This window comes from Methylobacterium currus (assembly GCF_003058325.1).
GTDB classification, from domain to species: domain Bacteria; phylum Pseudomonadota; class Alphaproteobacteria; order Rhizobiales; family Beijerinckiaceae; genus Methylobacterium; species Methylobacterium currus.
In genome coordinates, this window is the sequence record NZ_CP028843.1 from 3,234,791 (window position 1) to 3,260,004 (window position 25,214).

At 70.6% G+C, this 25,214-nt stretch carries 30 protein-coding genes; 10 read left to right on the top strand and 20 right to left on the bottom strand.

The features are described 5' to 3' along the window. Nucleotides 1-4 precede the first annotated feature (4 nt). Nucleotides 5-700, bottom strand: coding sequence for an ABC transporter ATP-binding protein (locus DA075_RS15120; RefSeq protein ID WP_099953930.1), 696 nt, complete (start codon nt 698-700; stop codon nt 5-7). Nucleotides 701-873: 173 nt separating this feature from the next. Here DA075_RS15120 and DA075_RS15125 point away from each other — a divergent pair, with 173 nt between their 5' ends. Continuing rightward, a complete protein-coding gene (locus DA075_RS15125) occupies nt 874-1,482 on the top strand; it encodes an arylesterase (protein WP_244936581.1) in 609 nt (202 codons plus the stop codon). Nucleotides 1,483-1,488: 6 nt separating this feature from the next. Continuing rightward, entirely contained in the window at nt 1,489-2,040 is a 552-nt protein-coding gene (thpR, locus tag DA075_RS15130) for an RNA 2',3'-cyclic phosphodiesterase (protein ID WP_099953932.1), read from the top strand. A gap of 186 nt (nt 2,041-2,226) precedes the next feature. On the opposite strand, the gene DA075_RS15135 is transcribed toward thpR, so the two are convergent. The 13 genes from DA075_RS15135 to DA075_RS15195 all read right to left on the bottom strand — a co-directional run bounded on the left by DA075_RS15135 (nt 2,227) and on the right by DA075_RS15195 (nt 14,059). Further along, nucleotides 2,227-3,444 carry an ABC transporter substrate-binding protein gene (locus DA075_RS15135; RefSeq protein WP_099953933.1) on the bottom strand — a complete coding sequence of 406 codons (1,218 nt, stop codon included), beginning with the start codon at nt 3,442-3,444 and terminating at the stop codon, nt 2,227-2,229. A 67-nt stretch (nt 3,445-3,511) separates the two neighbouring features. Further along, a complete protein-coding gene (gene coaA, locus DA075_RS15140) occupies nt 3,512-4,504 on the bottom strand; it encodes a type I pantothenate kinase (RefSeq protein ID WP_232388588.1) in 993 nt (330 codons plus the stop codon). A gap of 26 nt (nt 4,505-4,530) precedes the next feature. After that, entirely contained in the window at nt 4,531-4,854 is a 324-nt protein-coding gene (locus DA075_RS15145) for a phosphoribosyl-ATP diphosphatase (RefSeq protein WP_099953934.1), read from the bottom strand. A 97-nt stretch (nt 4,855-4,951) separates the two neighbouring features. Continuing rightward, the gene (gene hisF / locus DA075_RS15150; protein ID WP_099953935.1) at nt 4,952-5,734 is read right to left on the bottom strand and encodes an imidazole glycerol phosphate synthase subunit HisF; all 783 of its coding nucleotides are present in this window, start codon (nt 5,732-5,734) and stop codon (nt 4,952-4,954) included. 95 nt (nt 5,735-5,829) lie between these two features. Beyond that, entirely contained in the window at nt 5,830-6,588 is a 759-nt protein-coding gene (gene hisA, locus DA075_RS15155; RefSeq protein ID WP_099953936.1) for a 1-(5-phosphoribosyl)-5-[(5-phosphoribosylamino)methylideneamino]imidazole-4-carboxamide isomerase, read from the bottom strand. Between the two features lie 46 nt (nt 6,589-6,634). Continuing rightward, nucleotides 6,635-7,294: an imidazole glycerol phosphate synthase subunit HisH gene (gene hisH, locus DA075_RS15160; RefSeq protein WP_099953937.1), complete on the bottom strand. Its 660-nt coding sequence runs from the start codon at nt 7,292-7,294 to the stop codon at nt 6,635-6,637. Nucleotides 7,295-7,358: 64 nt separating this feature from the next. Further along, nucleotides 7,359-7,850 (bottom strand): DUF2628 domain-containing protein, encoded by a 492-nt coding sequence (locus tag DA075_RS15165; RefSeq protein ID WP_099953938.1) that lies wholly within the window; start codon nt 7,848-7,850, stop codon nt 7,359-7,361. Between the two features lie 39 nt (nt 7,851-7,889). Beyond that, nucleotides 7,890-8,492, bottom strand: coding sequence for an imidazoleglycerol-phosphate dehydratase HisB (gene hisB / locus DA075_RS15170; RefSeq protein ID WP_099953939.1), 603 nt, complete (start codon nt 8,490-8,492; stop codon nt 7,890-7,892). A 115-nt stretch (nt 8,493-8,607) separates the two neighbouring features. Then, nucleotides 8,608-9,486 carry an S-methyl-5'-thioadenosine phosphorylase gene (locus tag DA075_RS15175; RefSeq protein ID WP_099953940.1) on the bottom strand — a complete coding sequence of 293 codons (879 nt, stop codon included), beginning with the start codon at nt 9,484-9,486 and terminating at the stop codon, nt 8,608-8,610. Nucleotides 9,487-9,549: 63 nt separating this feature from the next. Beyond that, the gene (locus DA075_RS15180; protein WP_099953941.1) at nt 9,550-10,461 is read right to left on the bottom strand and encodes a cytochrome c1; all 912 of its coding nucleotides are present in this window, start codon (nt 10,459-10,461) and stop codon (nt 9,550-9,552) included. Between the two features lie 91 nt (nt 10,462-10,552). Then, nucleotides 10,553-11,839, bottom strand: a complete 1,287-nt coding sequence (locus DA075_RS15185) for a cytochrome b (RefSeq protein WP_099953942.1) — start codon at nt 11,837-11,839, stop codon at nt 10,553-10,555. A gap of 40 nt (nt 11,840-11,879) precedes the next feature. Further along, nucleotides 11,880-12,443 (bottom strand): ubiquinol-cytochrome c reductase iron-sulfur subunit, encoded by a 564-nt coding sequence (petA, locus tag DA075_RS15190; protein ID WP_099953943.1) that lies wholly within the window; start codon nt 12,441-12,443, stop codon nt 11,880-11,882. A 311-nt stretch (nt 12,444-12,754) separates the two neighbouring features. Beyond that, nucleotides 12,755-14,059: an MFS transporter gene (locus DA075_RS15195; RefSeq protein WP_099953944.1), complete on the bottom strand. Its 1,305-nt coding sequence runs from the start codon at nt 14,057-14,059 to the stop codon at nt 12,755-12,757. A gap of 254 nt (nt 14,060-14,313) precedes the next feature. Between DA075_RS15195 and ribH the strand changes: the two genes are divergently transcribed. The 7 genes from ribH (at nt 14,314) to DA075_RS15230 (ending at nt 20,081) form a co-directional block, all read left to right on the top strand. Beyond that, nucleotides 14,314-14,856 carry a 6,7-dimethyl-8-ribityllumazine synthase gene (gene ribH, locus DA075_RS15200; protein WP_099956606.1) on the top strand — a complete coding sequence of 181 codons (543 nt, stop codon included), beginning with the start codon at nt 14,314-14,316 and terminating at the stop codon, nt 14,854-14,856. Nucleotide 14,857: 1 nt separating this feature from the next. Continuing rightward, on the top strand, nt 14,858-15,328 hold the full coding sequence (nusB, locus tag DA075_RS15205) for a transcription antitermination factor NusB (RefSeq protein WP_099953945.1): 471 nt from the start codon (nt 14,858-14,860) through the stop codon (nt 15,326-15,328). A gap of 291 nt (nt 15,329-15,619) precedes the next feature. Then, nucleotides 15,620-16,624, top strand: a complete 1,005-nt coding sequence (thiL, locus tag DA075_RS15210; RefSeq protein WP_099953946.1) for a thiamine-phosphate kinase — start codon at nt 15,620-15,622, stop codon at nt 16,622-16,624. A 221-nt stretch (nt 16,625-16,845) separates the two neighbouring features. Continuing rightward, entirely contained in the window at nt 16,846-18,993 is a 2,148-nt protein-coding gene (locus DA075_RS15215) for a sodium-translocating pyrophosphatase (protein WP_099953947.1), read from the top strand. A gap of 224 nt (nt 18,994-19,217) precedes the next feature. Next, the gene (locus DA075_RS15220) at nt 19,218-19,448 is read left to right on the top strand and encodes a hypothetical protein (protein ID WP_099953948.1); all 231 of its coding nucleotides are present in this window, start codon (nt 19,218-19,220) and stop codon (nt 19,446-19,448) included. Nucleotides 19,449-19,524: 76 nt separating this feature from the next. After that, the gene (locus DA075_RS15225; RefSeq protein ID WP_244936582.1) at nt 19,525-19,755 is read left to right on the top strand and encodes a type II toxin-antitoxin system HicA family toxin; all 231 of its coding nucleotides are present in this window, start codon (nt 19,525-19,527) and stop codon (nt 19,753-19,755) included. Next, nucleotides 19,752-20,081, top strand: a complete 330-nt coding sequence (locus DA075_RS15230) for a type II toxin-antitoxin system HicB family antitoxin (protein WP_174800092.1) — start codon at nt 19,752-19,754, stop codon at nt 20,079-20,081. The genes DA075_RS15225 and DA075_RS15230 overlap by 4 nt, the downstream gene beginning before the upstream one ends. A gap of 61 nt (nt 20,082-20,142) precedes the next feature. Here the strand turns inward: DA075_RS15230 and DA075_RS15235 are convergent, their stop codons facing one another. The 4 genes from DA075_RS15235 to DA075_RS15250 form a co-directional block, all read right to left on the bottom strand. Beyond that, nucleotides 20,143-20,286, bottom strand: a complete 144-nt coding sequence (locus tag DA075_RS15235; protein WP_174800093.1) for a hypothetical protein — start codon at nt 20,284-20,286, stop codon at nt 20,143-20,145. A 49-nt stretch (nt 20,287-20,335) separates the two neighbouring features. Beyond that, nucleotides 20,336-20,866 carry a hypothetical protein gene (locus tag DA075_RS15240; protein WP_244936583.1) on the bottom strand — a complete coding sequence of 177 codons (531 nt, stop codon included), beginning with the start codon at nt 20,864-20,866 and terminating at the stop codon, nt 20,336-20,338. Nucleotides 20,867-20,988: 122 nt separating this feature from the next. Next, nucleotides 20,989-21,483 (bottom strand): Hsp20 family protein, encoded by a 495-nt coding sequence (locus tag DA075_RS15245; protein ID WP_099953949.1) that lies wholly within the window; start codon nt 21,481-21,483, stop codon nt 20,989-20,991. A 197-nt stretch (nt 21,484-21,680) separates the two neighbouring features. Then, entirely contained in the window at nt 21,681-22,436 is a 756-nt protein-coding gene (locus DA075_RS15250; RefSeq protein ID WP_099953950.1) for an SDR family NAD(P)-dependent oxidoreductase, read from the bottom strand. A 98-nt stretch (nt 22,437-22,534) separates the two neighbouring features. Here DA075_RS15250 and DA075_RS15255 point away from each other — a divergent pair, with 98 nt between their 5' ends. Further along, entirely contained in the window at nt 22,535-23,446 is a 912-nt protein-coding gene (locus tag DA075_RS15255) for a LysR family transcriptional regulator (RefSeq protein ID WP_099953951.1), read from the top strand. A gap of 16 nt (nt 23,447-23,462) precedes the next feature. Here DA075_RS15255 and DA075_RS15260 read toward each other — a convergent pair whose 3' ends face one another. Both DA075_RS15260 and ribD read right to left on the bottom strand, forming a co-directional pair. Continuing rightward, the gene (locus DA075_RS15260; protein ID WP_099953952.1) at nt 23,463-24,107 is read right to left on the bottom strand and encodes a riboflavin synthase; all 645 of its coding nucleotides are present in this window, start codon (nt 24,105-24,107) and stop codon (nt 23,463-23,465) included. Beyond that, nucleotides 24,108-25,193 carry a bifunctional diaminohydroxyphosphoribosylaminopyrimidine deaminase/5-amino-6-(5-phosphoribosylamino)uracil reductase RibD gene (gene ribD, locus DA075_RS15265; RefSeq protein WP_099956610.1) on the bottom strand — a complete coding sequence of 362 codons (1,086 nt, stop codon included), beginning with the start codon at nt 25,191-25,193 and terminating at the stop codon, nt 24,108-24,110. Nucleotides 25,194-25,214 lie beyond the last annotated feature (21 nt).

Consider the following 25,214-nt stretch of genomic DNA (forward strand, 5'->3'; position numbering starts at 1 on the left):
GATGTTACGCGCTCACCGCTTCGTCGATCAGCCCCGAGCGCAGCCGCACCGTGCGGTCGCACAGCCGGGCGAGGCCGGGATCGTGGGTCACCAGCACCAGGGTGGCGCCGCGGTCGCGCTTGAGGGCGAAGAGCAAGTCGACGATCTGGGCACCTGTCGCCTCGTCGAGGTTGCCGGTCGGCTCGTCGGCCACCAGGATCGCCGGCTCCGGCGCCACCGCCCGGGCGATGGCGACGCGCTGCTGCTCGCCGCCGGAGAGCTGGGCCGGGTAATGGTGCAGGCGGTGCCTCAGGCCGACCGCCTCCAGCTCCCGCGCCGCCCGCGCATGGGCGTCGGACGCATCCGCCAGTTCGAGCGGCAACGCGACGTTCTCCAACGCCGTCATGGTCGGGACGAGGTGGAAGGACTGGAACACGATGCCGATGCGCCGGCCGCGGAACCGCGCCAGCGCGTCCTCGTCGAGCCCGGCGAGATCGGTGCCCCCGACCACGACCCGGCCGGAATCCGGCCGCTCCAGCCCCGCCATGGTCATCAGCAGGGTCGACTTGCCCGAGCCCGAGGGACCGACGAGGCCGACCGCCTCGCCCGGGGCGACGGACAGCGAGATGCCCTTGAGGATGTGGACCCGGGCAGCGCCGCGGCCGAGGCTGAGATCGACGCCGTCGAGCGCGATCGCCGGTCCGGTGGCCTTGTCGGTCATGAGGGAAGAACCGATCTTGAAGCGCGGCGACCGGTCGGGTCGCCGCCGGAGGTTGAGTGTTGGGACGGACCTACGCAGGACAGGCGGCCCGCCGGCCCGATATGGGCCACGCATCGATGGTTCGCCATGATGGCCGCCGCGCGGCGCTCGCATTTCTGATCGTTTCACTTCTGATGACGCTCGTGACGCCGCTTCGCGCTCAAGACACCAAGACGCGCCCCCTGACCCTCGTCGCCCTCGGCGACAGCCTCACGGCGGGCTACGGCCTGCCGGCGGATGCCGCCTTCCCGGTCCAGCTCGAAGCCGCCCTGAAGGCGAAGGGCCAGGCCGTGACGGTCGCCAATGCGGGCGTCTCCGGCGACACCACGACGGGCGGGCTCGACCGGGTCGAGTGGTCGGTGCCGGACGGGACCGACGGTGTGATCCTGGAGCTCGGCGCCAACGACATGCTGCGTGGCACCGACCCGGCGGTGACCGAGAAGGCCCTCGATGCGATCATCGCCAAGCTGAAGGCCCGCGGCATTCCGGTCCTGCTCGCCGGCATGCGGGCGGCGCCGAATCTCGGGCCCGATTACGGCAAGCGCTTCGACGCGATCTACCCGAAGCTCGCCGAGCGCTACGGCCTGATCCTCTACCCGTTCTTCCTCGACGGCGTCGCGGGCGACCGGAGCCTCACCCTCGCCGACGGCCTGCACCCGACCCGAGCCGGGGTGACGCGGGTGGTCGCCGGCATCCTGCCGAGCGTCGAGGCGTTCCTGACGCGCCTGCGCCAGGGGCCCTGATCCGCCATGCCGCGCCTGTTCACCGGAATCGAGGTTCCGCCCGAGACCGGGCTGAGCCTAAGCGCCTTCCGGGGCGGCTTGCCCGGCGCCCGCTGGGTCGAGCCCGCCGATTACCACGTCACCCTGCGCTTCATCGGCGACGTCGATGGCGGGCTCGCCGAGGAGATCACCGAGGCGCTCGCCGAGATCCGGCCCCGCCCGCCCCTGACCGTCGTCCTCGACGACTTGGCGGTCTTCGGCGGCGAGAAGCCGCACGCGCTCTTCGCCCGCGTCGTGCCCGATCCCGACCTCGCCGAACTGCAGGCGGAGCACGAGCGCATCCTGCGCCAACTCGGCGTCGCCCCCGATACGCGTCGCTTCACGCCCCACGTCACCCTCGCCCGCCTCAAGCGCGGCGCGGGGCCGGACGGGGTGGCCCAGTACCTGGCGATGCAGCCGGTTTTCTCGCGGGTTTCGTTCACGGCGCGGCGGGTCGCCCTGTACTCGGCGCGGGACTCGGTGGGCGGCGGGCCCTACGTGGTGGAAGCGGCCTATCCGCTGCTTCAGGACGAGGCGTGACCGCGGGCGATCCCCCCGGAAGGTGGACGATCGCCCGGTGGCAAGACCTCCAAACGGGTGATAGCGGTATCATCATCCTGGTATAGGGTCGGCGCACCGCCCTTAGTTGGCACGCTCCTACGCCGGTCACCTCCACCTTCGAACGCGGCGTGGGCGGATTCTTGTTCCCGCGGGCAAAATCCCGCCTCACCCCGCCTTGCCGACATAGGGGCAGTTGCCCGCCTCGATCGGCCGGAACGCCCGGTCGCCGGGAATCGTCGCGATCGGCTTGAGCAGGTCCCACTCACCGGTCGATTCGGCCGGCGCCTTCACCTGCATCAGGTACATGTCGTGGACCATGCGGCCATCCTCGCGCACGCGGCCGTTCTTGGCGTAGAAGTCGTTGACCGGGGTCTCGCGCATCTTCGCGACGACGGCCTTCGCCGCGTCGGTCCCGGCGGCCTGCACCGCCTTCAGGTAGTTGGCGATGCTGGAATAGACGCCGGCCTGGAACTGCGTCGGCATGCGGCCGTGGCGCTTGAGGAACCGCTGGGCGAAGGCCCGGGTCTCGTCGTCGCGGTCCCAGTAGAAGCTCGTGGTGAGCAGCATGCCCTGCGCGGTCTCGAGGCCGATCGCCCGCAGGTCGACCACGTCGATCAGGAGCCCGACGAGCTTCTGGCCCTGCTGCTGGATGCCGAACTCGCCCGCCTGCTTGGCCGCCGTCGCGGTGTCGCCGACCGGATCGGCGAGCGCGATCACCTTGGCGCCCGAGGCCTGCGCCTGGAGCAGCGCCGAGGAGAAATCCGCCATCCCCATCGGGTGGCGCACCGAGCCGATCACCTTGCCGCCGGCCCGGGCGACCGCCTGGCTGGTGTCGCGCTCCAGCGCGTGGCCGAAGGCGTAATCGGCGGTGACGAAGTACCAGGAACTGGCGCCCTGGGACACGAGCGGGCCGGCGGTGCCGTTGGCGAGCGAATAGGTGTCGTAGGTCCAGTGGATCGCGTTCGGCGAGCAGGCCGGGCCGGACAGGTCGGAGGAGCCGGCCGACGAGTTCAGGAACAGGCGGTGGCGCTCGCGGGTCAGGTTCTGCACGGCGAGCGCCACCGACGAGGTCGGCACGTCGGCGACGACGTCGACCTGCTGCAACTCGAGCCACTGGCGGACGATGTTCGAGCCGACATCCGGCTTGTTCTGGTGGTCGGCGGAGACGACCTCGATCCGCTTGCCCAGGACCGTGCCGCCGAAATCCTCCACCGCCATCCGGGCGGCGGTGACCGAGCCGGGGCCGGTGCTGTCGGCCTGGGCGGCGCTCATGTCCGATAGGACGCCGATCTTCACCACGTCGTCGGAGACCTGTGCCTGCGCCGCAGTCGCGCACAGGGTCGCGGCCAGCGCCAGGCCGGCGCGCCGAAAGGCTCGTCTCATGGTGGGTCCTCCCGAATTTTTCCCCATGCTGGCGGGGGACGGGAGGACGGTCAACCCGAGCGGGACGCTACAGCCGGCGCAACGCCACGCTCTCGATGCGGTGGCTCGCACCCTTGGCGAGGATCAGGCTGGCGCGCTGGCGCGTCGGCACGATGTTGTCGCGCAGGTTCAGGAGGTTGATGCGGGTCCACAGCCCGTCGGCGATGCCGAGCGCCTCCTCCTCGCTGATCTCCGCGTATTTGCGGAAATAGGAGAGCGGGTCGCGGAAGGCGGTGTGGCGGAGACGCAGGAAGCGGTTGACGTACCAGCGGTGCAGGTCTTCCTCGTGGGCGTCGAGATAGACCGAGAAGTCGAAGAAGTCCGAGACGAACGGGATTGCCGTGCCGTCCCGCGGCAGGCGGGCGGGCTGGAGCACGTTCAGACCCTCGACGATCAGGATGTCGGGCCGGTCCACCACCGTGGTCTCCCCCGGCACCACGTCGTAGACGAGGTGCGAGTAGAGCGGCGCCGCGACGTGGCGCTTGCCGGCCTTGATGTCGGCAAGGAAGCGCAGCAGCGTCGGGGTGTCGTAGCTCTCCGGAAAACCCTTGCGCTCCATCAGGCCGAGGCGGTTCAGCTCCGCGTTCGGGAACAGGAACCCGTCGGTGGTGACGAGGTCGACCTTCGGGGTGTTGGGCCAGCGGGCGAGCAGCGCCTTGAGCACCCGGGCGGTGGTCGACTTGCCGACCGCGACCGAGCCGGCGACCCCGATGATGTAGGGCACCTTCACCTCGCGCTCGGCGAGGAGGAAGCGCTGGGTCGCCTTGAACAGCCCCTGCGTCGCCGCGACGTAGAGCGAGAGCAGCCGCGACAGCGGCAGGTAGATCGCGATGACCTCCTCGAGCGAGATCGGGTCGTTGAGCGATTGCAGCCGCATCACGTCCTCGGCCGTGAGGGTGAGCGGCGTGTCGGCGCGCAGGTGCGCCCATTCCTCGCGGGAGAAGACCCGGTAGGGCGAGAGGTGGTCGGTCGCCTCGTCGAGGCTCGCCGCCAGCTCCGCCGCGCCGAGGGTCGGAGCCATGCTGGCCCCATTCATGCCGGCTTCGGTCATGCCGGCCTCCTCGACGCCTTCTCGGCGATGCCGCTCTGGGCCGTGCGCCGCTCCAGCTCCGCCATCACCGCCTCGAGCGGCACCTCGGCGGCCCGGAGAACCACGAGCAGGTGGTAGAGCACGTCCGCGGCCTCCGCCGTCAGCCCCTCGCGGTCGCCCTGCACGGCTGCGATCGCCGCCTCGACCGCCTCCTCGCCGAGCTTCTTGGCCGGCCGGGCCGGCCCGCCGGCGACGAGCTTGGCGGTGTAGGATTCCTCCGGCGCGGCGGCGGCGCGCTCGCGGACGATGCGGTCGAGGTCGGCGAGGGTGAAGGTGGTCATGCGGCGGCCGTTGGTGTGTCCGGGTGAACCCTGGGGCCGGCCGTGCCGGGCGGTCAAGCGGTCGACCCCACCATTTCCCGCGGTGATTGCCGATGGGTCAGGGCGTCGGATCGAGCCGCATCGCCAGGCCCGCCGCCGCCATGTGGGCCTTGGCCTCCGCCACGGTGTGCTGGCCGAAATGGAAGATCGAAGCCGCCAGCACCGCGCTGGCGCCGCCGTCGCGCACGCCGGCGACGAGGTCGTCGAGGCTGCCGACGCCGCCCGAGGCGATGACCGGAACGTTCACCGCGTCGCTGATCGCCCGGGTGAGCCCGATGTCGTAGCCCGAGCGCATGCCGTCGCGGTCCATCGAGGTGACCAGCAGCTCGCCGGCGCCCTTCCCCGCCACGGTGCGGGCGAAGTCGATCGCGTCGATCCCGGTGGGCTTCCGGCCGCCATGGGTGAAGATCTCCCAGCGGGGCGGCTCGCCCTCGCCCGAGACCCGCTTGGCGTCGATCGCCACCACGATGCACTGCGCGCCGAACTTCTCCGCCGCCCTTGCCACCAGGTCCGGATCGTTCACCGCCGCGGTGTTGATCGAGACCTTGTCGGCCCCGGCGAGCAGCAGGGTGCGGATGTCCTCGACCTTGCGCACCCCGCCGCCGACGGTGAGCGGCATGAAGCAGGCCTCCGCCGTGCGGCTCACCGCGTCGAGCAGGATGCCCCGGTCCTCGTGGCTCGCCGTGATGTCGAGGAAGCAGAGCTCGTCGGCCCCGGCGCGGTCATAGGCCTTGGCGGCCTCGACCGGGTCGCCGGCGTCGCGCAGCTCGAGGAACTGCACGCCCTTGACGACGCGGCCGTCCTTGACGTCGAGGCAGGGGATGATGCGGGTCTTGAGCACGGGCGCCGTTTCAGGTTGTCGGGTCGATCGGGACGTCGCGGGCGAGCGGGGCGCGGCGGTCACGCGCTGCCCGTCCGTCGTGCGGCGTCAGCCTATCACGAGGCCGCCCTGCCAGGCGACGAACTCCGCGCCCGCGCGATTGCCGCCAGCGCCTCCTTCGGGTCGATCCGGCCGTCATAGAGGGCGCGGCCCGTGATGGCGCCGGCCAATCCCGCGCAATCCGGCTCCAGGATGCGGTGCACGTCCTCGATCGAGGCGAGGCCGCCCGAGGCGATGACCGGGATCTTCACCGCCTGGGCCAGGCCTAGCGTCATCGGGATGTTGAGCCCCTTGAGGATGCCGTCCCGGGCGATGTCGGTGTAGATGATCGCGGCGACGCCGGCATCCTCGAACCGGCGGCCCAGCTCCTCGGCGGTGACCGTGGAGGTCTTGGCCCAGCCCTCGACCGCGACCTTGCCGTCCTTGGCGTCGATGCCGACGGCGATCCGGCCGGGGAAGCGGCGCGCGGCCTCGCGCACGAAGGTCGGGTCCTTCACGGCGGCGGTGCCGATGATGACCCGGCTGACGCCCTTGGCAAGCCAGCCCTCGACGGTGCGCATCTCACGGATGCCGCCGCCGAGCTGCACCGGAATCGTGACCGCCGCCAGGATCGCGTCGACCGCCGCGGCGTTCATCGGCGCCCCCGCGAAGGCGCCGTCGAGGTCGACCACGTGGAGCCAGGAAAAGCCCTGCTCCTGGAACGTCCCGGCTTGCGCCGCCGGATCGTCGCTGAAGACGATGGCCTGCGCCATGTCGCCCTGCACGAGGCGGACGCAGCGCCCTTCCTTGAGATCGATGGCCGGAAACAGGATCACGCGTCGTCACCGCAAGGCTGGAGTTCGTGGGAGGGGCGGCGAACCGTCAGGGCCGCCAGCGCAGGAAGTTGCCGATCAGCCGCAGGCCGAGGGTCTGGCTCTTCTCGGGGTGGAACTGGGTGCCCGCGATCGTGCCGCGGGCGACCATCGCGGTGACCGCGCCGCCGTAATCGGCGGTCGCCACCACGTCGCCGGGCTCCGCCGGCGCGAGGGCGTAGCTATGCACGAAATAGGCATGCAGCCCGTCCGCCCCGGTCGGGATTCCGTCGAGAAGCGGGTGCGGCCGACGCTCCTGCAGCGTGTTCCAGCCCATATGCGGCACCTTCAGGCGCGGATCCGCCGGCGTGATCGGGGCGACGTCGCCGGGGATCCAGCCGAGGCCGGGGGTGACCTCGTATTCGAGGCCCCGGCTGGCCAGCAATTGCATGCCGACGCAGATGCCGAGGAACGGCCGGCCGCGGCCATGCGCGGCCTCGGTCATCGCCTCGACCATGCCGGAGACGGCGTCGAGGCCGCGCCGGCAATCCGCATAGGCGCCGACGCCCGGCAGCACGACCCGGTCGGCAGCGGCCACGGTCTCAGGGTCGGAGGTGACGACGATCCGCGCGCCGGTCCCGGTCTCGCGGGCGGCGCGCTCGAAGGCCTTGGCGGCCGAGTGCAGGTTGCCCGAGCCGTAATCGATGATGGCGACTTTGTCCGCGCTCAACGGAGATCCTCCCGGGTCGCGGTGATCTGGGTCAACGGGGCGGTCCTGAGGCGGGTTGCGGCGCTCACCGGGATCCTTGCGCCTCCGGGAAGAGGCCCAAAGCCGGGCTCTCGGCGCGGGTGCTCGCCGGCGTCGCCGGCCGGGGCGCGGTCGTCCCGATCCGGGCCCCCTCCTCCCGCAGCCAGCGGGCGACGAACTTCACCTCCGCCTCCTTCGTATCCGAGGCGGTCACCGCGTCGCGGATCGGGCGCCCGGTGCGGGCATAGGTCCAGCGCCGCAGCGACGAGGCCTCGAGCCCGATGAGCCAGGACAGGAGCAGCGCGATCACGAAGCCCGCCACCGGGTTCAACCCCAGCGTGAAACCAACGGCCCAGACCACGATCTCGGCCGCGAGCACGATGAGGCCGGCGAGCCAGAGCCGGTGCCAGAAGAACCACAGGGCCGAGAACCAGAAGGCCGGCCAGACGAAGGCGTCCGGCACCAGCTTGGCGCGGTCCAGCGCCTCCGGCTCGCCGGGATCGACCTCGTCGGGGACGTGCAGGGTATAGGTGGTCATCCGGTTCCCCCCGGGATCCGTCGTTGCGGCATTGGGGCTCTAGAGCGAGCCTTTGGTCGATGGCACCCGGCCGCCCTCGCGGGGATCGACCTCGACCGCGTGCCGCAAGGCACGTGCCAGCCCCTTGTAGCAGCTCTCGGCGATGTGGTGCTGGTTGTCGCCGTACAGCGTCTCGACGTGCAGCGTGATCCCGGCATTCATCGCGAAGGCCTGAAACCACTCTCGCACCAGCTCGGTGTCGAAGACGCCGATCTTCTCGCGGGAGAATTCGGTGCGGAACACCAGGAACGGACGGCCGGAGATGTCGACGGCGACCCGGGTCAGTGCCTCGTCCATGGGCAGATGCAGGTCGGCGTAGCGGCGGATGCCGCGCTTGTCGCCGAGCGCCTGGGCGAAGGCCTGGCCGAGCGCGATGCCGCAATCCTCGGTGGTGTGGTGCTGGTCGACGTGGAGATCCCCCGTCACCTTGATCTCGAGATCGAACAGCGCGTGGCGGGCGAGCAGCTCCAGCATGTGGTCGAGGAAGCCGACCCCCGTCGCGATGCTGGCCCGGCCGGTGCCGTCGAGGGTGAGCGCGACGCTGACGTCGGTCTCGGCGGTGCGCCGGTCGACGCGGCCGGCGCGGAGGGTGGTCTCGGTCATCGCAGGAACTGTTGCCAACGGAAACGGGCTGCCTTGTTAAAAGGCAGCCCGCGGAAATGCCAGGGGGGATGCGGGATTTACGCCCCCTCCCCGCTCAACCCTGAGACGACGGGGCTCACACGTCCGCCAGCACCCGGGCGCAGATCGCGTCGAGCTTGGCCATCAGGCCTGCGTCACGGTGGGTGGGTGCGGTCATGATCGCGCCGTCGAGCGCCCGGTCGGAGCCCGCCGGGCAGGGTTCGCGCTCGGCCGGGAAATCGCGGGCCAGGCGGCTCACCAGGCGGGCGGCCTTGGCGGCGTTGGCGCGGGCCACCGCCACGACGGAGGCCACGTCGACGGCGCCGTGCTCCGGGTGCCAGCAATCGAAGTCGGTCACCATGGCGATGGTCGCGTAGGTGATCTCGGCTTCGCGGGCCAGCTTGGCCTCCGGCATGTTGGTCATGCCGATCACGTCGTAGCCCTGCGCCTTGTAGGTGAGCGACTCGGCGTAGGAGGAGAATTGCGGCCCCTCCATGCAGACATAGGTGCCGCCCTTCCTGACCGCGATCTCCTCGGCCTCGGCCGCCGCCAGGATGCGGGCCTGGAGCCCCGGGCCGACCGGATGGGCCATCGAGACGTGGGCGACGCAGCCATTGCCGAAGAACGACGAGGTGCGCCCGACCGTGCGGTCGACGAACTGGTCGACGAGCACGAACAGGCCCGGATAGAGCTCCTGCCGGAACGAGCCGCAGGCCGAGAGCGCCACGATGTCGGTGACGCCGGCGCGCTTGAGCACGTCGATATTGGCCCGGTAGTCGATGCCCGAGGGCGAGAGGCGGTGGCCGCGGCCGTGCCGGGCGAGGAACACCACCGGCGTCTCGCCGATCCGGCCGATGCGGAGTGCGTCCGAGGGCTCGCCCCAGGGCGAGGTGATCCGTTCCTCGCGCACGTCCTCCAGCCCGGGCAGGTCGTAGACGCCCGATCCGCCGATCACTCCGAGCACGGCCTTGACCATAGGAGTTCTCCTGTAACGAAAGAGGCCCCTTGCGGGGCCTCGGGAAGAATTCGGGTGCTGGGTTCAGCTCGTCTTGTGCAGCTCGGGCTGCAGCCCGTGCGTCTCGCCGCCGACGTCGGACCAGACCTTCTTCTTCACGTAGTAGAGCAGGCCGGCCAGAACGATCAGGAACAGCATCGCCCGCAGGCCCAGCGACTTGCGCGCCAGGAGATGCGGCTCCGCCGTCCACATCAGGAAGGCGGTGATGTCGCGCGAGTACTGGTCGACCGTCTCCGGCACGACCGGCTTGCCGTCGGCGCCCTTGGCGTAGGTCACCTGACCGTCGCTGAGCGGCTTGGGCATCGCGATCACGTGGCCCGGGTAGTACTCGTTGTAGTGGCCGCCCGCCGGCACCTGCACGTCCTTCGGCGGCTCTTCCTTGTAGCCGTTGAGGAGGGCGTGGATGTAGTCGGGGCCCTGCTCGGTGTAGCCGATGAAGGGCAGCCAATCGATGATGAACCACAGGCCGCCGCGGGCGAAGGTGCGGGCCTTGGCCATCAGCGACAGGTCCGGCGGCGCCTTGCCGCCATTGGCGGAGGCCGCGGCCTGCTCGTTCGGGAACGGCGCCGGGATCTTGTCCGCCGGGCGGCCGGGCCGCTCGAACATGTCGCCGGAATCGTTCGGGCCGTCCTTGACCTTGTACTCGGCCGCCAGCGCCTTGACCTGGGCGGCGGAGAAGTCGGGCCCGCCCTCCTCTTCCAGGTTGCGGAAGCGGACGTAGTTCAGGCTGTGGCAGTTCGAGCAGACCTCGCGGTAGACCTGGAAGCCGCGCTGCAGCTGCGCCTGGTCGAAGGTGCCGAACATCCCCGAGAAGGTCCACTTCTCGCGGTGGGGCAGCGGCCCGTGGTCCTCGGCCGAGGCGGCGCCGGCCGACAGGAACGCGGCGAGCGCGGCTGCCAAGAGAGCGCGCGTCCCGGGAGTGCGTGTTCTGATCATTCCCCTCGATGCCCCTTGCGGCGTCGTTAGTGCTTCATCGCGATCGTGGGAGGGCGGATGCCTCACGGCCTCCGCCCTTCCGGGGCAATCCTCAGCCCTTGGTCGGGGGCGCCGCAGTCGCGCCGGCCGGCATGCCCGAGGAGCCGACCTGCTTGCCCGGGCCGGTGACGCTCTCGAGGATCGAGCCCGGCAGGGGCTTCGGCGTCTCGAACAGGCCGACCAGCGGCATCACGATCAGGAAGTGGGCGAAGTAGTAGAAGGTGGCGATGCGCGAGGCGAGCACGTAGCCGCCCTCCGGGGGCTTCGAGCCGAGCCAGCCGAGCAGGAAGCAGCAGAAGATGAAGACCCAGAAGAACTGGCGGTAGATCGGCCGGTAGTTGGCCGAGCGGACCCGCGAGGTGTCGAGCCAGGGCGCCAGCGCCAGGATGATCACCGCGCCGAACATCAGGATCACGCCGCCGAGCTTGTCCGGCACCGCGCGCAGGATGGCGTAGAAGGGCAGGAAGTACCACTCGGGCACGATATGCGCCGGCGTCACGGCGGGGTTCGCCGGGATGTAGTTGTCGGCATGGCCGAGGTAGTTCGGCTGCAGGAAGATCCAGTAGGCGAAGAAGACGAAGAACACCACCACCGCGAACACGTCCTTGATGGTCGCGTAGGGGGTGAAGGGCACGGCGTCCTTGCCGGACTTGATCGGGATGCCGGTCGGGTTGTTCTGGCCGGTGACGTGCAGCGCCCAGACGTGCAGGACGACGACGCCGGCGATCATGAACGGCAGCAGGTAGTGCAGCGAGAAGAAGCGGTTGATGGTCGGGTTGCCGACCGAGTAGCCGCCCCAGAGCAGGCTCTGGATCGTGTCGCCGACGACCGGGATCGCCGCCAGGATGTTGGTGATGACGGTGGCGCCCCAGAACGACATCTGGCCCCACGGCAGAGTGTAGCCGAGGAACGCGGTCGCCATCATCAGCAGGTAGATGATGACGCCGAGGATGTAGAGCACCTCACGCGGGGCCTTGTACGACCCGTAATAGAGGTTGCGGAACATGTGCACGTACACCGCGATGAAGAACATCGAGGCGCCGTTGGCGTGCATGTAGCGCAGGAGCCAGCCGTAGTTCACGTCGCGCATGATGTGCTCGACGGAGTTGAACGCCTCGGTGGCCGAGGGCTGGTAGTGCATCGCCAGCCAGACGCCGGTGATGATCTGCGAGCCCAGCATCGCCATCAGAATGGCGCCGAACGTCCAGAAGTAGTTCAGGTTGCGCGGCACCGGGAAGGCGATGAACGAGGAATGGACCAGGCCTGCGATCGGCAGCCGGGCCTCGAACCACTTCGCGAAGCGGCTCTTGGGAACGTAGGTTGTGGCGTGTGCGCTCATGGGGCAGCCCGCGTCTGGCGTTGCTTCACGATCGGCGTAATCAGGCGGTTGCGCCTTCGCCGATGCGGACCTTGGTGTCGCCCTGGAAGGCGTAGGGCGGAATCGGCAGGTTGATCGGGGCCGGGCCCCGGGTGACGCGGCCCACCGCGTCGAATTGCGAGCCGTGGCAGGGGCATCCCCAGCCCTCGTGCCCGTTGGCGTTGGCGATCGGCACGCAGCCGAGATGGGTGCAGTTGCCGTAGGTGACGAGCCAGCGCTCGTGGCCGGCCTTGACGCGGCCCAGGAACGGGGCCGGATCGATCATGCTGGAAGGGTTGGCCGCCTTCATGTCGGCGACCTCCTTCTCGGTGAGGTGGCGCACGAAGATCAGCTTGCCGCGCCAGAACACGTTGACGATCTGGCCGTCGGCGATCGGCGAGAGGTCGACGTCGATCGGGGCGCCGGCCGCGATCGTCTCGGCATCGGGAGCCATCGAGGCGACGAACGGCCAGGCCAGAGCGGCGGCCCCGACCACGGCGCCCGCGCCGGTGGCGAGGAACAGGAAGTCCCGGCGGGTCGACCCGTGGGGATGCGCGGCGTCGGATGGGGCGACGGTGGTGGCCAAGTTCCGGCTCTCCCGAAAATCGTTGACGGCGCGGGCCGCCGCTTGCGCGGCGCAAGGCGTCGAGGCCCGCGGGAAGGGTCGGCGGGGTTGTCGTTCCCCGATCCTGCCGGACCGAAGCACCTCCCCACGCGTGGCGGCAATGCGACCGGGCGTCGCCGCACGGGTCGCTCTGTGGCACGGTCAAGCCTCGGAATAAAGGGCGAAAAGGCGCCCCGATCCGGAGGAATTCCAGATTTCCGGCGAGTGTGTTGCGATGCACCGAGACGGCCCGGCGGGCCGTCCCGGTCCGTTGCAGGCGACCGCTTGACGACCTACTCGGCGGGGGCGCCGACGCGGCCGGGGCCCACGGCTGCGCCGCTATGGCTCAGGCGCAGCACGGTGATCATGCCGACGATGCCCGCGCAGGCGATCAGGAGAAGGCCGCCGGTGAAGCTGCCGGTCCAGTCCTTGATCGCCCCGACGGCGTAGGGGGCGGCGAAGCCCGACAGGTTGCCGATCGAGTTCACCACCGCGATCGCGCCGGCGGCGGCGGCGCCCGAGAGGGTCTCGGTCGGCAGGGTCCAGGTGATCGGCAGGGCCCCGAAGATGCCCAAAGCCGCGCCCGAGAACAGCACCACCTTCAGGATCGGGTCGCCGACGAGGGCCGCCCCGATGGTGCAGAGCGAGGCGCAGGCCAGCGCCGCGGCGAGATGGTAGCGGCGCTCCTTCTTGGCGTCCGAGCGCTTGCCCCACCACAGCATGCCCACGGTGCCGACGGCGTACGGGATGATCATCACGAAGCCGGTCTGGGCGTTGGTGAGGCCGAAGGCCTTGAAGATCTGCGGCAGGAAGAAGCCGAAGGCGTAGAGCAGCGCGACGGCGCCGAAATACACCACCGCGATGGCGAGGACCCGCGGGTTGAGGATCTCCTGCGTGAGCGGCACGTGCCCCTGGCGCGGGTTGCGAGCCTGCTCGGCGGCCAGCGTCTGCTCCAGCCAGGCGCGCTCGTCGGGGGCGAGCCACTTGGCGCCGGACGGGCGGTCGGTGAGATAGAAGTAGGTCATCACCGAGAGGACGATCGCCGGCAGCGCCTCGACCACGTAGAGCCACTGCCAGCCCTTGAAGCCGAGCACGCCGTCGAGCTCGAGCAGCAGGCCGGAGATCGGCGAGCCGATCACGCTCGAGAGCGGAATCGCCACCATGAACAGCGAGACGATGCGGGCGCGGTAGGCGGCCGGGAACCAGAGCGTCAGGTAGAAGATGATGCCCGGGAAGAAGCCGGCCTCGGCCGCGCCAAGGAGCAGGCGCATGATGTAGAAGCTGGTCTCGCCGCCGATGAAGGCCATGCCGCCGGAGATCACGCCCCAGCTCAGCATGATGCGGGCGATCCAGCGCCGCGCCCCGAATTTCTCGAGCGCCAGGTTCGAGGGCACCTCGAAGATGAAGTAGGTGATGAAGAACAATCCGGCGCCGAGGCCGTAGGCGGTGGCCGAAATGCCGAGATCCCGGTTCATGGTCAGCGAGGCGAACCCGACATTGACGCGGTCGAGATAGGCCACGAAGTAGCAGACGATCAGGAACGGGATCAGGCGCCAGCTGACGCGCCTGATGGTACGGGCTTCGATGTCGGTCGTCACGGCTTTGTCCTCCCGGCCGGTTGTTGTTGGGCCATCGATCCGGTGCGGCCGGGTGTGAGAGCCCGGCTCTGGCGCCCGGGATGACCGGATTGTTCCGGATTGGCAAGCAGCGACGATCGGCGGGTGCTCGCGCACTTGTGGGACGGGCCTCTTCTGGTCTAGTGCTCGCCTCCCCCACCGGTGATGCACCGCAGCGAGGTCGCCTTGAACGGCCACGCGCGAGCCGGTGCCCGTTCGAGATGCAGAAGTTCGCCATGGTCACGCCACGCCGCGATAGCGGAGCCGACCGCCCCCAGCTCACCGGAGCCCGGGTGCTCGTCGTCGAGGCCCGCTACTACGAGGACATCGCCGACGAGCTCCTCGCCGGCGCGACCGCCGCGATCGCGGCGGCCGGCGCCGAGGCCGTGGTCGTCACCGTGCCGGGCGCGCTGGAGATCCCGCAGACGGTGGCGATCCTGCTCGAGGCCGCCGCCCGCGCCCACATGCCCTACGATGCCGTGGTGGCGCTCGGCTGCGTCATCCGGGGCGAGACCGGCCATTACGACATCGTGGCGGGCGAGAGCGCCCGGGCCCTGATGGACCTCTCCGTGATGCTCCGCCTGCCGCTCGGCAACGGCATCCTGACGGTCGAGACCGAGGCCCAGGCGCAGGCCCGCGCCCGGGTCGCCGAGATGAACAAGGGCGGCGGCGCGGCGGAAGCCGCCCTCGCGGTCCTGGCCCTGCGCCGGGCCGAGGAGGCCGGGCGCCAGGACCGCACCATCGGCTTCACCCCCCGCCGCAATCCGGAGACCGAGTGAGATGAAGCCCGCCGAGCGTAGCGGCGCCCGCCTCGCGGTGGTCCAGGCCCTCTACGAGATGGAGATCTCCGGCAAGGGCGTGATCGACGCCCTCGCCGAGTTCGAGGCGTTCTGGATCGGCCAGGTCATCGACGAGGTCGAGCACCCGCCGGCCGAGACCGCCTTCTTCCGCGACCTCCTGCGCGGCACCGTCGAGGAGCAGCGGGCGATCGACCAGCGCCTCGACGCGGCGCTCGCAGCCGGCTGGCCCCTGCGCCGCCTCGAGGCGGTGGTGCGGGCGATCCTGCGCGCCGGCGCCTACGAGGTGATGTTCCGCCGCGACGTGCCCGTGAAGGTCGCGATCTCCGAATATGTCGACGTCGCCCACAGCTTCTACGAGGGCGAGGAGCCGGGCCTCGTCAATGCGGTGCTCGACAAGGTCGGCCGCGCCGTGCGCCCGGACGATTTCGCCAAAGGTTCGCGCGCCGGTTGAGGCGACGCCGGACGGTTTCTCGCGGATCCGGCGTATCCGTGTGAATAATACCGCCGCGCCTTCGAACGGACCCGTTCGAAGGCGCTGGCTAAGCCCGAACGGGCGCCGGCGCTGATGCGCCGGACGCCTTGGCATCGACGTGTCGATGCCAAGGCGCGAGGATATAAGCGGAAAAACACTCGTTTTTGCCGTTATCACGTTGCGACGCCCCGGCCTGCGGTCTAGCTCTCGGCTGAGGTTCGGGCCGGGAACGGCGTCGCCTGCCCCGTCCCGCGCCGCGAGACCCCCGCGATGGCACGCTCCGACCTGCCCCGCCCCACGGAAGACGAGCTGATCGCCCGCTACTTCGCGCCGCTCGCCGGCGCCGGCGGGCTGGGCTTACGCGACGACGCGGCGCTGCTGACCCCGAGCCCGGGCCACGACCTGGTGCTCACCACCGACGCGGTCGTGGCCGGCGTGCACTACTTCGCCGACGATCCGCCGGCCTCGATCGCCTGCAAGGCACTCGGCGTGAACCTGTCCGACCTCGCCGCCAAGGGCGCCGAGCCCCGGGGCTTTCTCCTTACCCTCGCCCTGTCGGACGACTGGGACGAAGCCTGGCTGGCCGAGTTCTGCACCGGCTTGAGCGAGGCCGCGGCCCTGGCGAGCTGCCCGCTGCTGGGCGGCGACACCGTGCGGGCGGCCGGCCCCACGCTTCTCGGCATCACGGCCCTCGGCGAGGTCCCGTCCGGGACCATGGTGCGGCGGAGCACGGCCCGGATCGGCGACCGTCTCCTCGTCTCGGGCAGCATCGGCGACGCGGCTCTCGGCCTCAAGCTCCGCCAGAAGCCCGCCGCGCCCTGGGGCGCGGCCCTCTCCTTCCCGGTCCGCGCCGCCCTGATCGACCGCTACCTGCATCCGCAGGCCCGCCTCGCCCTCGCGCCGGCCCTGCGGGCCCATGCCCGCGCGGCGATGGACGTGTCGGACGGGCTCGTCGGCGACCTCGCCAAGATGATGCGGGTAGCAGGCCTGAGCGCCGAGATCGAGATCGAGACGATCCCGCTCTCGGACGCGACCCGGGCGGCTTTGGCGGTGAAGCCGAAGTTCCTTGAGACCGCGCTCACCGGGGGCGACGATTACGAGATCCTCTGCGCCGCCGATCCGGCGGAGGTGCCGGCCCTGCGCGAGGCGGCCGAGCGGGCCGGCGTGCCGCTCGCCGAGATCGGCACGGTGACGGAGGGCGGCGGCCCGCCGGTCTTCCGTGCGGCGGACGGCGCCGTACGCCACTTCCGCACCGGCTCGTTCAGCCACTTCTAGAGCCATTCCGAAGACGGAAAGGCCGGCGTCGAAAGTCTCAGGCGGATGAAGCTTGGGAGCGTTTGCGCTCGGGTTGGAAGTTTGGCACGACTAGGAGCGCGGATCCGTGCAGTCGCGCGGGCCCGCTCAACAGGGAGGGAGGCCCGCTTCGCGCGTACACGGCCGCTCGCCATCTCGGCCGTCCGACGTCGCGGGAATGCCCGACAATCAAGGACGGTAGAATGACCGCACTCCTGCTCATCATCCTGGGCGGCCTCTGCGCCGTTGCCTACGGCATCGTCACGATCAACGACGTCATGCGGCGCGACGCCGGCACGCAGCGCATGCAGGAGATCGCCGGCGCGATCGCCGAGGGCGCCCAGGCCTATCTGCGCCGCCAATACGCCACGATCGGGGCCGTCGGCGTGGTGCTGTTCGCGCTCCTCGCCTGGTTCCTCGGCCTCAAGGTCGCGGTCGGCTTCCTGATCGGCGCGGTGCTCTCGGGCGTCGCCGGCTTCATCGGCATGAACGTCTCGGTACGGGCCAACGTGCGCACCGCCCAGGCCGCGGCGCAGTCGCTGGGCGCGGGCCTCTCGGTAGCGTTCAAGTCGGGCGCCGTCACCGGCATGCTGGTGGCCGGCCTCGCGCTGCTGGGCGTCGCGCTCTACTACACCTACCTCACCCGCTTCGCCGGCCTGGACCCGGCGAGCCGCGAGGTGATCGACGCCCTCGTGGCTCTGGGCTTCGGCGCCTCCCTGATCTCGATCTTCGCGCGCCTCGGCGGCGGCATCTTCACCAAGGGCGCCGATGTCGGCGGCGACCTCGTCGGCAAGGTCGAGGCCGGGATCCCCGAGGACGATCCGCGCAACCCCGCCACCATCGCGGACAATGTCGGCGACAATGTCGGCGACTGCGCCGGCATGGCCGCCGACCTGTTCGAGACCTATGCGGTCACCCTGGTCGCCACGATGGTGCTGGCGGCGATCTTCTTCTCCGGCCAGACCGATGTCGGCGGCCGCAATGTGCTCGAGACGATGCTGCTCTACCCGATGGCGATCGGCGCGGCCTGCATCATCACCTCGATCGTCGGCACGTTCTTCGTGCGGCTCGGCGCCAACCAGTCGATCATGGGGGCGCTCTACAAGGGGCTGATCGGTGCCGGGGCGCTCTCGATCGTCGCCATCGCGGGCCTCAACCTCGTGATGTTCGGCGGATTCTCGACCCGCTTCACCACCGCCGGCGGCGACAGCTTCACCTCGCTCAGCCTCTTTCTCTGCGCGGTGGCCGGCCTCGTCATCACGGCGCTGATTGTCGTCATCACCGAATACTACACCGGCACCCGCTACCGCCCGGTCAAGTCGATCGCCCATGCCTCGGTCACCGGCCACGGCACCAACGTGATCCAGGGCCTGGCGATCTCGCTGGAATCCACCGCGCTGCCGGCGATCGTGATCGTCGCCGGCATCATCGTCACCTATTCGCTCGCCGGGCTGTTCGGCATCGCCATCGCGGTCACCGCCATGCTGGCGCTCGCCGGCGTCGTCGTCGCCCTCGACGCCTTCGGTCCGGTCACCGACAATGCCGGCGGCATCGCCGAGATGGCGGGGCTGCCCAAGGAGGTGCGCAAGTCCACCGACGCCCTCGACGCCGTCGGCAACACCACGAAGGCGGTCACCAAGGGCTACGCCATCGGCTCGGCGGGCCTCGGGGCGCTGGTGCTGTTCGCCGCCTACACCTCGGACCTGAACTACTTCATCAAGAACGCGTCGCCGACCCAGTACCCGTTCTTCCAGGGCGTCACCGTCGACTTCTCGCTCTCAAACCCCTACGTGGTCGTCGGCCTGCTGCTCGGCGGCCTGATCCCGTACCTGTTCAGCGGCATTGCCATGACGGCAGTGGGCCGCGCCGCCGGCGCCGTGGTGGAGGAGGTCCGCCGCCAGTTCCGCGAGAAGCCCGGCATCATGCAGGGGACCGAGCGGCCCGATTACGGCCGCGCGGTCGACATGCTGACCAAGGCGGCGATCAAGGAGATGGTGGTGCCCTCGCTCCTGCCGGTGCTCTCGCCGGTGGTGCTGTTCTTCGTGATCCAGGCCATCGCCGGCAAGGGCCAGGCCTTCGCGGCGGTGGGCGCGATGCTGCTCGGCGTGATCCTCACCGGCCTCTACGTCGCGATCTCGATGACGTCGGGCGGCGGCGCCTGGGACAACGCCAAGAAGTACATCGAGGACGGCCACCACGGCGGCAAGGGCTCCGACGCCCACAAGGCCGCGGTCACCGGCGATACCGTCGGAGATCCCTACAAGGACACCGCCGGCCCGGCGGTGAACCCGGCGATCAAGATCACCAACATCATCGCGCTGCTGCTGCTGGCGATCCTGGCGCATAGCTGAGCGGCGGGCGAGCCCGTGCTCCGCTTGGGAATCCCCAAGCGGAGCACGGGACAAGCTTGACCAGTCCCGGGCCGCCATTCTCCGATGGCGGCCCGGCGGCCGTTTGGGCCATTGTCCTCGGACACGACTGCCCTGCCTCCGGTACGCGAGCGTCCTGAAGGGTTTTTCGGACTCTTTCCCGCAGATCACCCTGGCCATCGTCCCGACGGCGAACGGGGGATGACATGAGGACCGACGAGATCATCGAGCACTTGGCTGCCATGCCGCCGCGAGCACCTGATGTTGCCGCGGTGCCGCCCATCGAGCGCGTAGCGATGGTGACCCGGATGGGTCGGGGGCTTCGGCAATGGAAGAGGGAGACTCTGGCCGACTTCGCGCAGGTCTCGCTCTCGACCGTCGAGCGGGTCGAGCGCGCTGACTTGGGCGACGACCATCATCGGCCTGAGCACCTGTGACTGCTGAGAGCGGATCCTTGTTGATGGATGGAAGGCCGGGTCAGATACGAGCCATAGCGGGAAGCATCGCACGGCCTTGCAAGCTGTCTTCGCCGATCCGGTTCGGGCCAACATCGAGTGGATCGACATCGAGGCCATGCTCGTCGCCTGCGGCGGTGAGGTGCAGGAAAGGCAGGAATCGCGGGTGCGGGTCGTCCTGTCGGGCGTTCGGGCCGTGTTTCACCGTCCGCATCCGCGGAAGGAAACCGATCGCGGCGCCGTGAAATCGGTTCGGTGCTTCCTGCTCGAAGCGGGCATCGAACCATGACCATCTTGCACCATGGCCCCTACCAAGCGGTCGTCGAGTCCGACGACGAGGCTGGTCTCTTCCATGGCGAAACCGTCAACCTGCGCGACGGTGTCACCTTCCAGGGCAGATCCGTCGACGAGTTGAAACAGGCTCTCGCCGAGAGCATCGACGACTATGTCGCATTCTGCCGCGCCCGGGGAGAGGAACCGGGAGAACCGTTCTCCGGGCATCTTGTGGTGCGCGTCGATCCGAAAACCCACAAAGCGGCGGCAAGCGCGGCGCAGCGGGCCGGGATCACCTTGGAGACCTGGGTGGCGCGCATGCTCGATGCGGCGACGGCATGATCGTTGTTTAAAGGCCGCCCGGCGAACCGGGCAGCCCCACCATGATCAACGCTGCGCGCGATCACACCCGCGCCTGCCCGCCAGCGACGAGCGGCTCGATGCCGTTGACTAAGCTCGCATCGCCCGAGGCCGGGACGAGCACCGCCCTGGCAATCTCGTCCGCCTCGCCGACGCGGCTCATCGGATTCTTCGAAGCGAGGGACATCGAGCAGGCCCTGCTGCTGAGCCGTGGCCTGTCCTAGGCTGGCCTATCCTTACGCCGGCACGCAGAGCGCCCGGGCCGCGGCGCTCGGGGGTGTCCGGGGCCGCGGTGCCGGCATCGCCGCGGCCGGGCATGGCGGTGGGTCATCGTCGTCGTCCCGGCGGCCCGGGCGGATGAAGATGCGCAGGTTCCGCAGCGTGCGCGAACGCCACCGCGGCGACCGTCGCCTCGTCGCAGGCGCGGCGGCGTCCCGCGGGGGTCTGTGGTGCGACGCGTCGTGGTCGAGTTCGGCGAGGGCCCCGAGCACGGCATCGATCGGGACCGGCTCGGCCCGGCAGCCCGCCAGGCAGCGCAGGCCAGGCGCATTCTCCAGGGCACAGGCATCCGAGGCCCAGGAGGCCAGGATCGCGCGCTTCTCCGCCCGCGACAGGTGCGGATGCGTCAGCACCTCGCGCGGGTGCCGGAACACGTCGCCGGGCGCGACCAGCGCCTGCCACGCGTCGAACGAGGCGGGCTGGACGGCCGGCGGGTTCATCGGGCCGGCATGAGCAAGACCGGCATGGGTAAGATGCGTCTCCTTCATCGACACGGGTCATCCTCCCTGATGGCGCGTGAGTTGGCACGACAAGGGTTCAGGCCCCGGGGGCACGCCGGCCTCCGGGGTTTCCGTTCGTCAGTGGATGCTGCGGGAACCGGGCAGCCGGATCAGGCGGCCTTGACGCGATCCGTGGCGTGGTCCTCGACCTGAGCCGGAGCGTTGTCCTGTCCGAGGGCGGCCTGCTTGCCACCGATGGTGATGCGGCGGGGCTTCAGCGCCTCCGGCACCTCGCGCTTGAGATCGACGGCCAGGAGGCCGTTCTCCAGGCTGGCGCCCGTGACCTTCACGTGGTCGGCCAGGCTGAAGGTCTGGCGGAACGCGCGCGCCGCGATGCCGCGATGCAGGTACGCGCGCTCGCCGTCCTTGTCCTTCTTCTGGCCGGTGACGAGCAGCGTGGTGTCGTGCTGGGTCAGCTCGATCTCGTCCTGCGAGAAGCCGGCCACCGCCATGGTGATGCGGTAGGCGTCGTCCGCCACCTTCTCGATGTCGTAGGGCGGCCACTGCGTCGACGGCTCGACCCGGGCGGCCTGGTCCAGCATCGAGAACAGGCGGTCGAAGCCGACGGTGGAACGGTAGAGTGGCGCGAAATCGTAGGTCCTCATGACCACATCCTCCTTGGAGCAACGTGATGACTTGGATCAGGTGATGTCTCGGGCCGCCGGACACCTCTGTCCGGCGGCCACCTTGCGAGCCCGGCCGGGCCTCGCGCGTACGTAACGCGAGCCCCGCGCTCCGGTTCCGGCCTCGGCGAGATTTTTTTCGGGCCTGCCCGCGTGCCCTCGTCCGGATGTCCCCCCGGTCAGACCTGCGCCTGGCCGCCGTCGACGAACAGCTCGATGCCGTTGACGAAGCTCGCGTCGTCCGAGGCCAGGAACAGGGCCGCCTTGGCAATCTCGTCCGCCTCGCCGACCCGGCCCATCGGGATCCGCGAGGCGAGGGCGTCGAGCAGGCCCTGCTGCTGGGCCGCGTCCGGGCCGGCGAGATCGACGAGGCCGGGCGTGCGGGTCGCGCCGGGGCTCAGCGTGTTCACCCGGATGGCGCGGCCCTTCAGGTCGAGGATCCAGTTGCGGGCGAGCGCCCGCACCGCCGCCTTCGAGGCCGCGTAGACGCTGAAGGCCTGCGTGCCTTCCGTGCCCGCCGTCGAGCCGGTCAGGATCACCGAGGCGCCGGGCGCCAGGAGCGGCAGCGCCTTCTGCACCGTGAACAGGACGCCCTTCACGTTGCGGCCGAACGTGTCCTCGTAATGCGCCTCCGTGATCTCGCCCAGCGGCAGCATCGACCCGCCGCCGGCATTGGCGAACAGCACGTCGATGCGGCCTGCCTCCGCCTGCACCTGCGCGTAGAGACGGTCGAGGTCGGCGAGCGTCGAGGCGTCGGCCTGAACGCCGGTGGCCGAGGGTCCGATGGCCGCGACGGCCTTGTCCAGCTCCGCCCGGCGCCGGCCGGTGACGAAGACGCGGGCGCCTTCCTGCGCGAAGAGCCGGGCGGTGGCCAGACCGATGCCGCTGGTGCCGCCGGTCACCACGGCGACCTTGTTGCTGAGTTTGTTCGTCATGATCCGTCTCTCTCGATCGGGTGTGTGAGCGGGACCATGGACCAGCGTTAGCGCTTGCGATACGGCAACGTCCGCAAACCATCGTTGCAGAACTGTCGATGTCGAAGCTGCCGGATTTCGAGGGGCTCGCCCTCTTCGCCAAGGTCGCGGAGGAGCGCTCCTATGCGGGCGCCGCACGGGCCGCAGGCGTTTCGGTCGCCACCGTGTCCCGGGCGGTGAGCCGGCTGGAGGAGCGTCTGGGCGGCCGTCTCATCAACCGCAGCTCCCGCCGGCTCGCCCTCACCGCCCTCGGAGAGCAGGTGGTCGAGGGCGCCGCACGGGCCTGCCGCGAGGCGCAAAGCACGGAGGATGCGGCGCGCGACCTGTCGCGCCAGCCGCGGGGCACGGTGCGGCTCGCAGTGCCGATGTCGTTCGGGCTGCGCTGGGTCGCGCCGCTGCTGCCGGACCTGTTTCGTCTCTATCCGGAACTCGCCGTCGACCTGCACCTCTCGGACGCGACGGTCGACCTCGTCGGAGAGGGGTTCGACGCGGCCTTGCGGATCGCGGCCCTGCCGGATTCGGCCCTCGTCGCGCGGCGGCTCCGGCCTGTCGCGGCCCTCGTCGTGGCGGCACCGGCCTACCTGGCCCGCCACGGCCGGCCGCACCATCCGGACGGCTTACGGCCGGACCACTGCCTCGGCTACGCCTACCGCGCCCGTCGGGGCGTCTGGCACTTCACCGGTCCGGAGGGCGCGGAGGCGAGCGTCGTGCCGGCCGGGCCGTTGCGGGTGACGAATGCCGACGCGCTGCTGCCGGTTCTGCTCGACGGGCTCGGTGTGGCCGAGCTGCCGGACTTCATCGCCGCCGAGTACCTCGGCGACGGGCGCCTGGAGGCCCTGCTGCCGGGCTGGCACCTGCCGGGCGGCGCACTCTCCTTCGTCACGCCGAGCGCGCAGGCGCGTCCCGCGAAGGTCGAGGCCCTGGCCGAGTTCTTCGCCGCGCGGCTCTCCCGCCCGGACCGGACCGCGTAACCACGGCTTCGCGAAGTCAGCCCGCCTCGACCGCCGCCCGCGCCTCCGTCAGCCGCGCCGCGTAGCGGGCGATCAGGTCGACCTCGAGGTTGAGCCTGTCCCCGGCCCGGCGCTCGCCCCAGGTCGTCACGGCGAGCGTGTGGGGGATCAGCAGCACCGTGAAGGTGTCGCCCTCGACACCGTTGACGGTGAGCGAGGTGCCGTCGAGGCAGACCGATCCCTTCTCGGCGATGAACCGCGACAGGGCGGGCGGCGCCCGGAGCACGAAGCGCTCGCTCGGCGCCCAGAGGTCGCCGGCCTGGCCGGTCACCGGCTCGCGGGCGACGATCTCGGCGAGGCCGTCGACGTGGCCGGTGACGAGGTGGCCGCCGAGCTCGTCGCCGATCTTCAGCGAGCGCTCCAGATTCACCCGCGTGCCGGGCACCCAGGCCCCGACATTGGTGCGGGCCAGGGTCTCGGCGGCGGCGTCGACCTCGAAGGTGCAGCCGCCATCCCGCGGCGTCACCGTCACGGCGGTGAGGCAGGGGCCCGAGCAGGCGATCGAGGCGCCGATCAGGATGCCGGCAGGGTCGTAGGCGCAGTCGATGGCGATGCGCTTCAGCTTGGAATCGCCGGAGATTGCGGCGACGCGGCCGACATCCGAGACGAGGCCGGTGAACATCTACGGGCTCCGTACGTGGCAGGTGAAGAGATCGGTGCCGACTCGGACCTCCTCCGCGACCGTGAACTCCGCGGAGGCGAGGCGCGCGGCGAGGTTCGGGCCGACCGCCGGCAGGCCGGGCTGGCCGAGGACGCAATCGCCTGTGACGAGCAGGCACTCGTCGATGAGGTTGTCGCGCGCGAGCGCGTCGGCGAGCGTCGGCCCGCCCTCCGAGCAGACCCGGGTCAGGCCTAAGGCGCCGAGGAAGCGCAGGGCCTCCGGCAGATCGATGCGGCCCTCCGCCGTGACCGGCACCCGCTGCACCTCGGCGCCGGCGGCGCTCAAGGCGCGCTCCGCCTCGGCGGAGCCGTGCGGGCCGGCGAGGATCAGCGTCGGGACGGTGGCGCTGGTGCGCACCAGGCCGGCGGTGGGCGGCGTGCGCAGGCAGGGATCGAGGACGATCCGCAGCGGCGAGCGCTCCGCCATCCCGGGCAGGCGCACGGTGAGCGCCGGATCGTCCGCCAGCACCGTGCCGACGCCGACCATGATCGCGTCGCAATGGGCCCGCTGCAGGTGGATCTCGGCATTGGCCCGGGGCCCGCTGATCATCAGCCGTCCCTCCCCGCCCGCCGCAAACCCGTCCGCCGTGCGGGCGAGCTTGAGGAAGACCGCCGGCCGGCCGTGGAGGATCCGGGTCACGTGACCGCGCTGGTCGCGCGCCGCCTCCGCGCCGAGGAGCCCGACCGAGACGGCGATGCCGGCGTCAGAGAGCCGGGCATGGCCGCGGCCGGCGACCCGGGGATCGGGATCGTCCATCGCGCTCACCACTCGGGCGACGCCCGCCGCGATGGTGGCGTCGGCGCACGGGCTGGTGCGGCCGTGATGCGAGCAGGGTTCCAGCGTCACGTAGAGCGTCGCGCCGCGGGCCGCCTCGCCGGCTGCCGCCAGCGCCACCCTCTCGGCATGGGGCCGGCCGCCGGGTTGCGTCACGCCCTGGGCCAGGATGCGCTCGGCTCCCGCCGGACCGCCGACCAGCACCGCCCCGACCGAGGGGTTGGGCCAGGCCTGACCGAGATGACGCCGGCCGAGGGCGAGGGCGAGGCGCATGTGGCGCCGGTCGGCCTCAGC

Bases quoted from the DNA above. Each gene is read 5' to 3' on its own strand.
- DA075_RS15245 (WP_099953949.1), bottom strand. From the start codon at position 21,483: ATGAGGACCTACGATTTCGCGCCACTCTACCGTTCCACCGTCGGCTTC.
- DA075_RS15180 (WP_099953941.1), bottom strand. From the start codon at position 10,461: ATGATCAGAACACGCACTCCCGGGACGCGCGCTCTCTTGGCAGCCGCG.
- DA075_RS15220 (WP_099953948.1), top strand. From the start codon at position 19,218: ATGAGGACCGACGAGATCATCGAGCACTTGGCTGCCATGCCGCCGCGA.
- DA075_RS15255 (WP_099953951.1), top strand. From the start codon at position 22,535: ATGTCGAAGCTGCCGGATTTCGAGGGGCTCGCCCTCTTCGCCAAGGTC.
- DA075_RS15165 (WP_099953938.1), bottom strand. From the start codon at position 7,850: ATGACCACCTATACCCTGCACGTCCCCGACGAGGTCGATCCCGGCGAG.
- DA075_RS15185 (WP_099953942.1), bottom strand. From the start codon at position 11,839: ATGAGCGCACACGCCACAACCTACGTTCCCAAGAGCCGCTTCGCGAAG.
- DA075_RS15145 (WP_099953934.1), bottom strand. From the start codon at position 4,854: ATGACCACCTTCACCCTCGCCGACCTCGACCGCATCGTCCGCGAGCGC.
- DA075_RS15120 (WP_099953930.1), bottom strand. From the start codon at position 700: ATGACCGACAAGGCCACCGGACCGGCGATCGCGCTCGACGGCGTCGAT.
- DA075_RS15230 (WP_174800092.1), top strand. From the start codon at position 19,752: ATGACCATCTTGCACCATGGCCCCTACCAAGCGGTCGTCGAGTCCGAC.
- DA075_RS15235 (WP_174800093.1), bottom strand. From the start codon at position 20,286: ATGTCCCTCGCTTCGAAGAATCCGATGAGCCGCGTCGGCGAGGCGGAC.
- ribD (WP_099956610.1), bottom strand. From the start codon at position 25,193: ATGCGCCTCGCCCTCGCCCTCGGCCGGCGTCATCTCGGTCAGGCCTGG.
- ribH (WP_099956606.1), top strand. From the start codon at position 14,314: ATGGTCACGCCACGCCGCGATAGCGGAGCCGACCGCCCCCAGCTCACC.
- coaA (WP_232388588.1), bottom strand. From the start codon at position 4,504: ATGGCTCCGACCCTCGGCGCGGCGGAGCTGGCGGCGAGCCTCGACGAG.
- DA075_RS15125 (WP_244936581.1), top strand. From the start codon at position 874: ATGACGCTCGTGACGCCGCTTCGCGCTCAAGACACCAAGACGCGCCCC.
- DA075_RS15215 (WP_099953947.1), top strand. From the start codon at position 16,846: ATGACCGCACTCCTGCTCATCATCCTGGGCGGCCTCTGCGCCGTTGCC.
- hisB (WP_099953939.1), bottom strand. From the start codon at position 8,492: ATGACCGAGACCACCCTCCGCGCCGGCCGCGTCGACCGGCGCACCGCC.
- DA075_RS15250 (WP_099953950.1), bottom strand. From the start codon at position 22,436: ATGACGAACAAACTCAGCAACAAGGTCGCCGTGGTGACCGGCGGCACC.
- thiL (WP_099953946.1), top strand. From the start codon at position 15,620: ATGGCACGCTCCGACCTGCCCCGCCCCACGGAAGACGAGCTGATCGCC.
- DA075_RS15175 (WP_099953940.1), bottom strand. From the start codon at position 9,486: ATGGTCAAGGCCGTGCTCGGAGTGATCGGCGGATCGGGCGTCTACGAC.
- thpR (WP_099953932.1), top strand. From the start codon at position 1,489: ATGCCGCGCCTGTTCACCGGAATCGAGGTTCCGCCCGAGACCGGGCTG.
- nusB (WP_099953945.1), top strand. From the start codon at position 14,858: ATGAAGCCCGCCGAGCGTAGCGGCGCCCGCCTCGCGGTGGTCCAGGCC.
- DA075_RS15240 (WP_244936583.1), bottom strand. From the start codon at position 20,866: ATGAAGGAGACGCATCTTACCCATGCCGGTCTTGCTCATGCCGGCCCG.
- DA075_RS15135 (WP_099953933.1), bottom strand. From the start codon at position 3,444: ATGAGACGAGCCTTTCGGCGCGCCGGCCTGGCGCTGGCCGCGACCCTG.
- DA075_RS15260 (WP_099953952.1), bottom strand. From the start codon at position 24,107: ATGTTCACCGGCCTCGTCTCGGATGTCGGCCGCGTCGCCGCAATCTCC.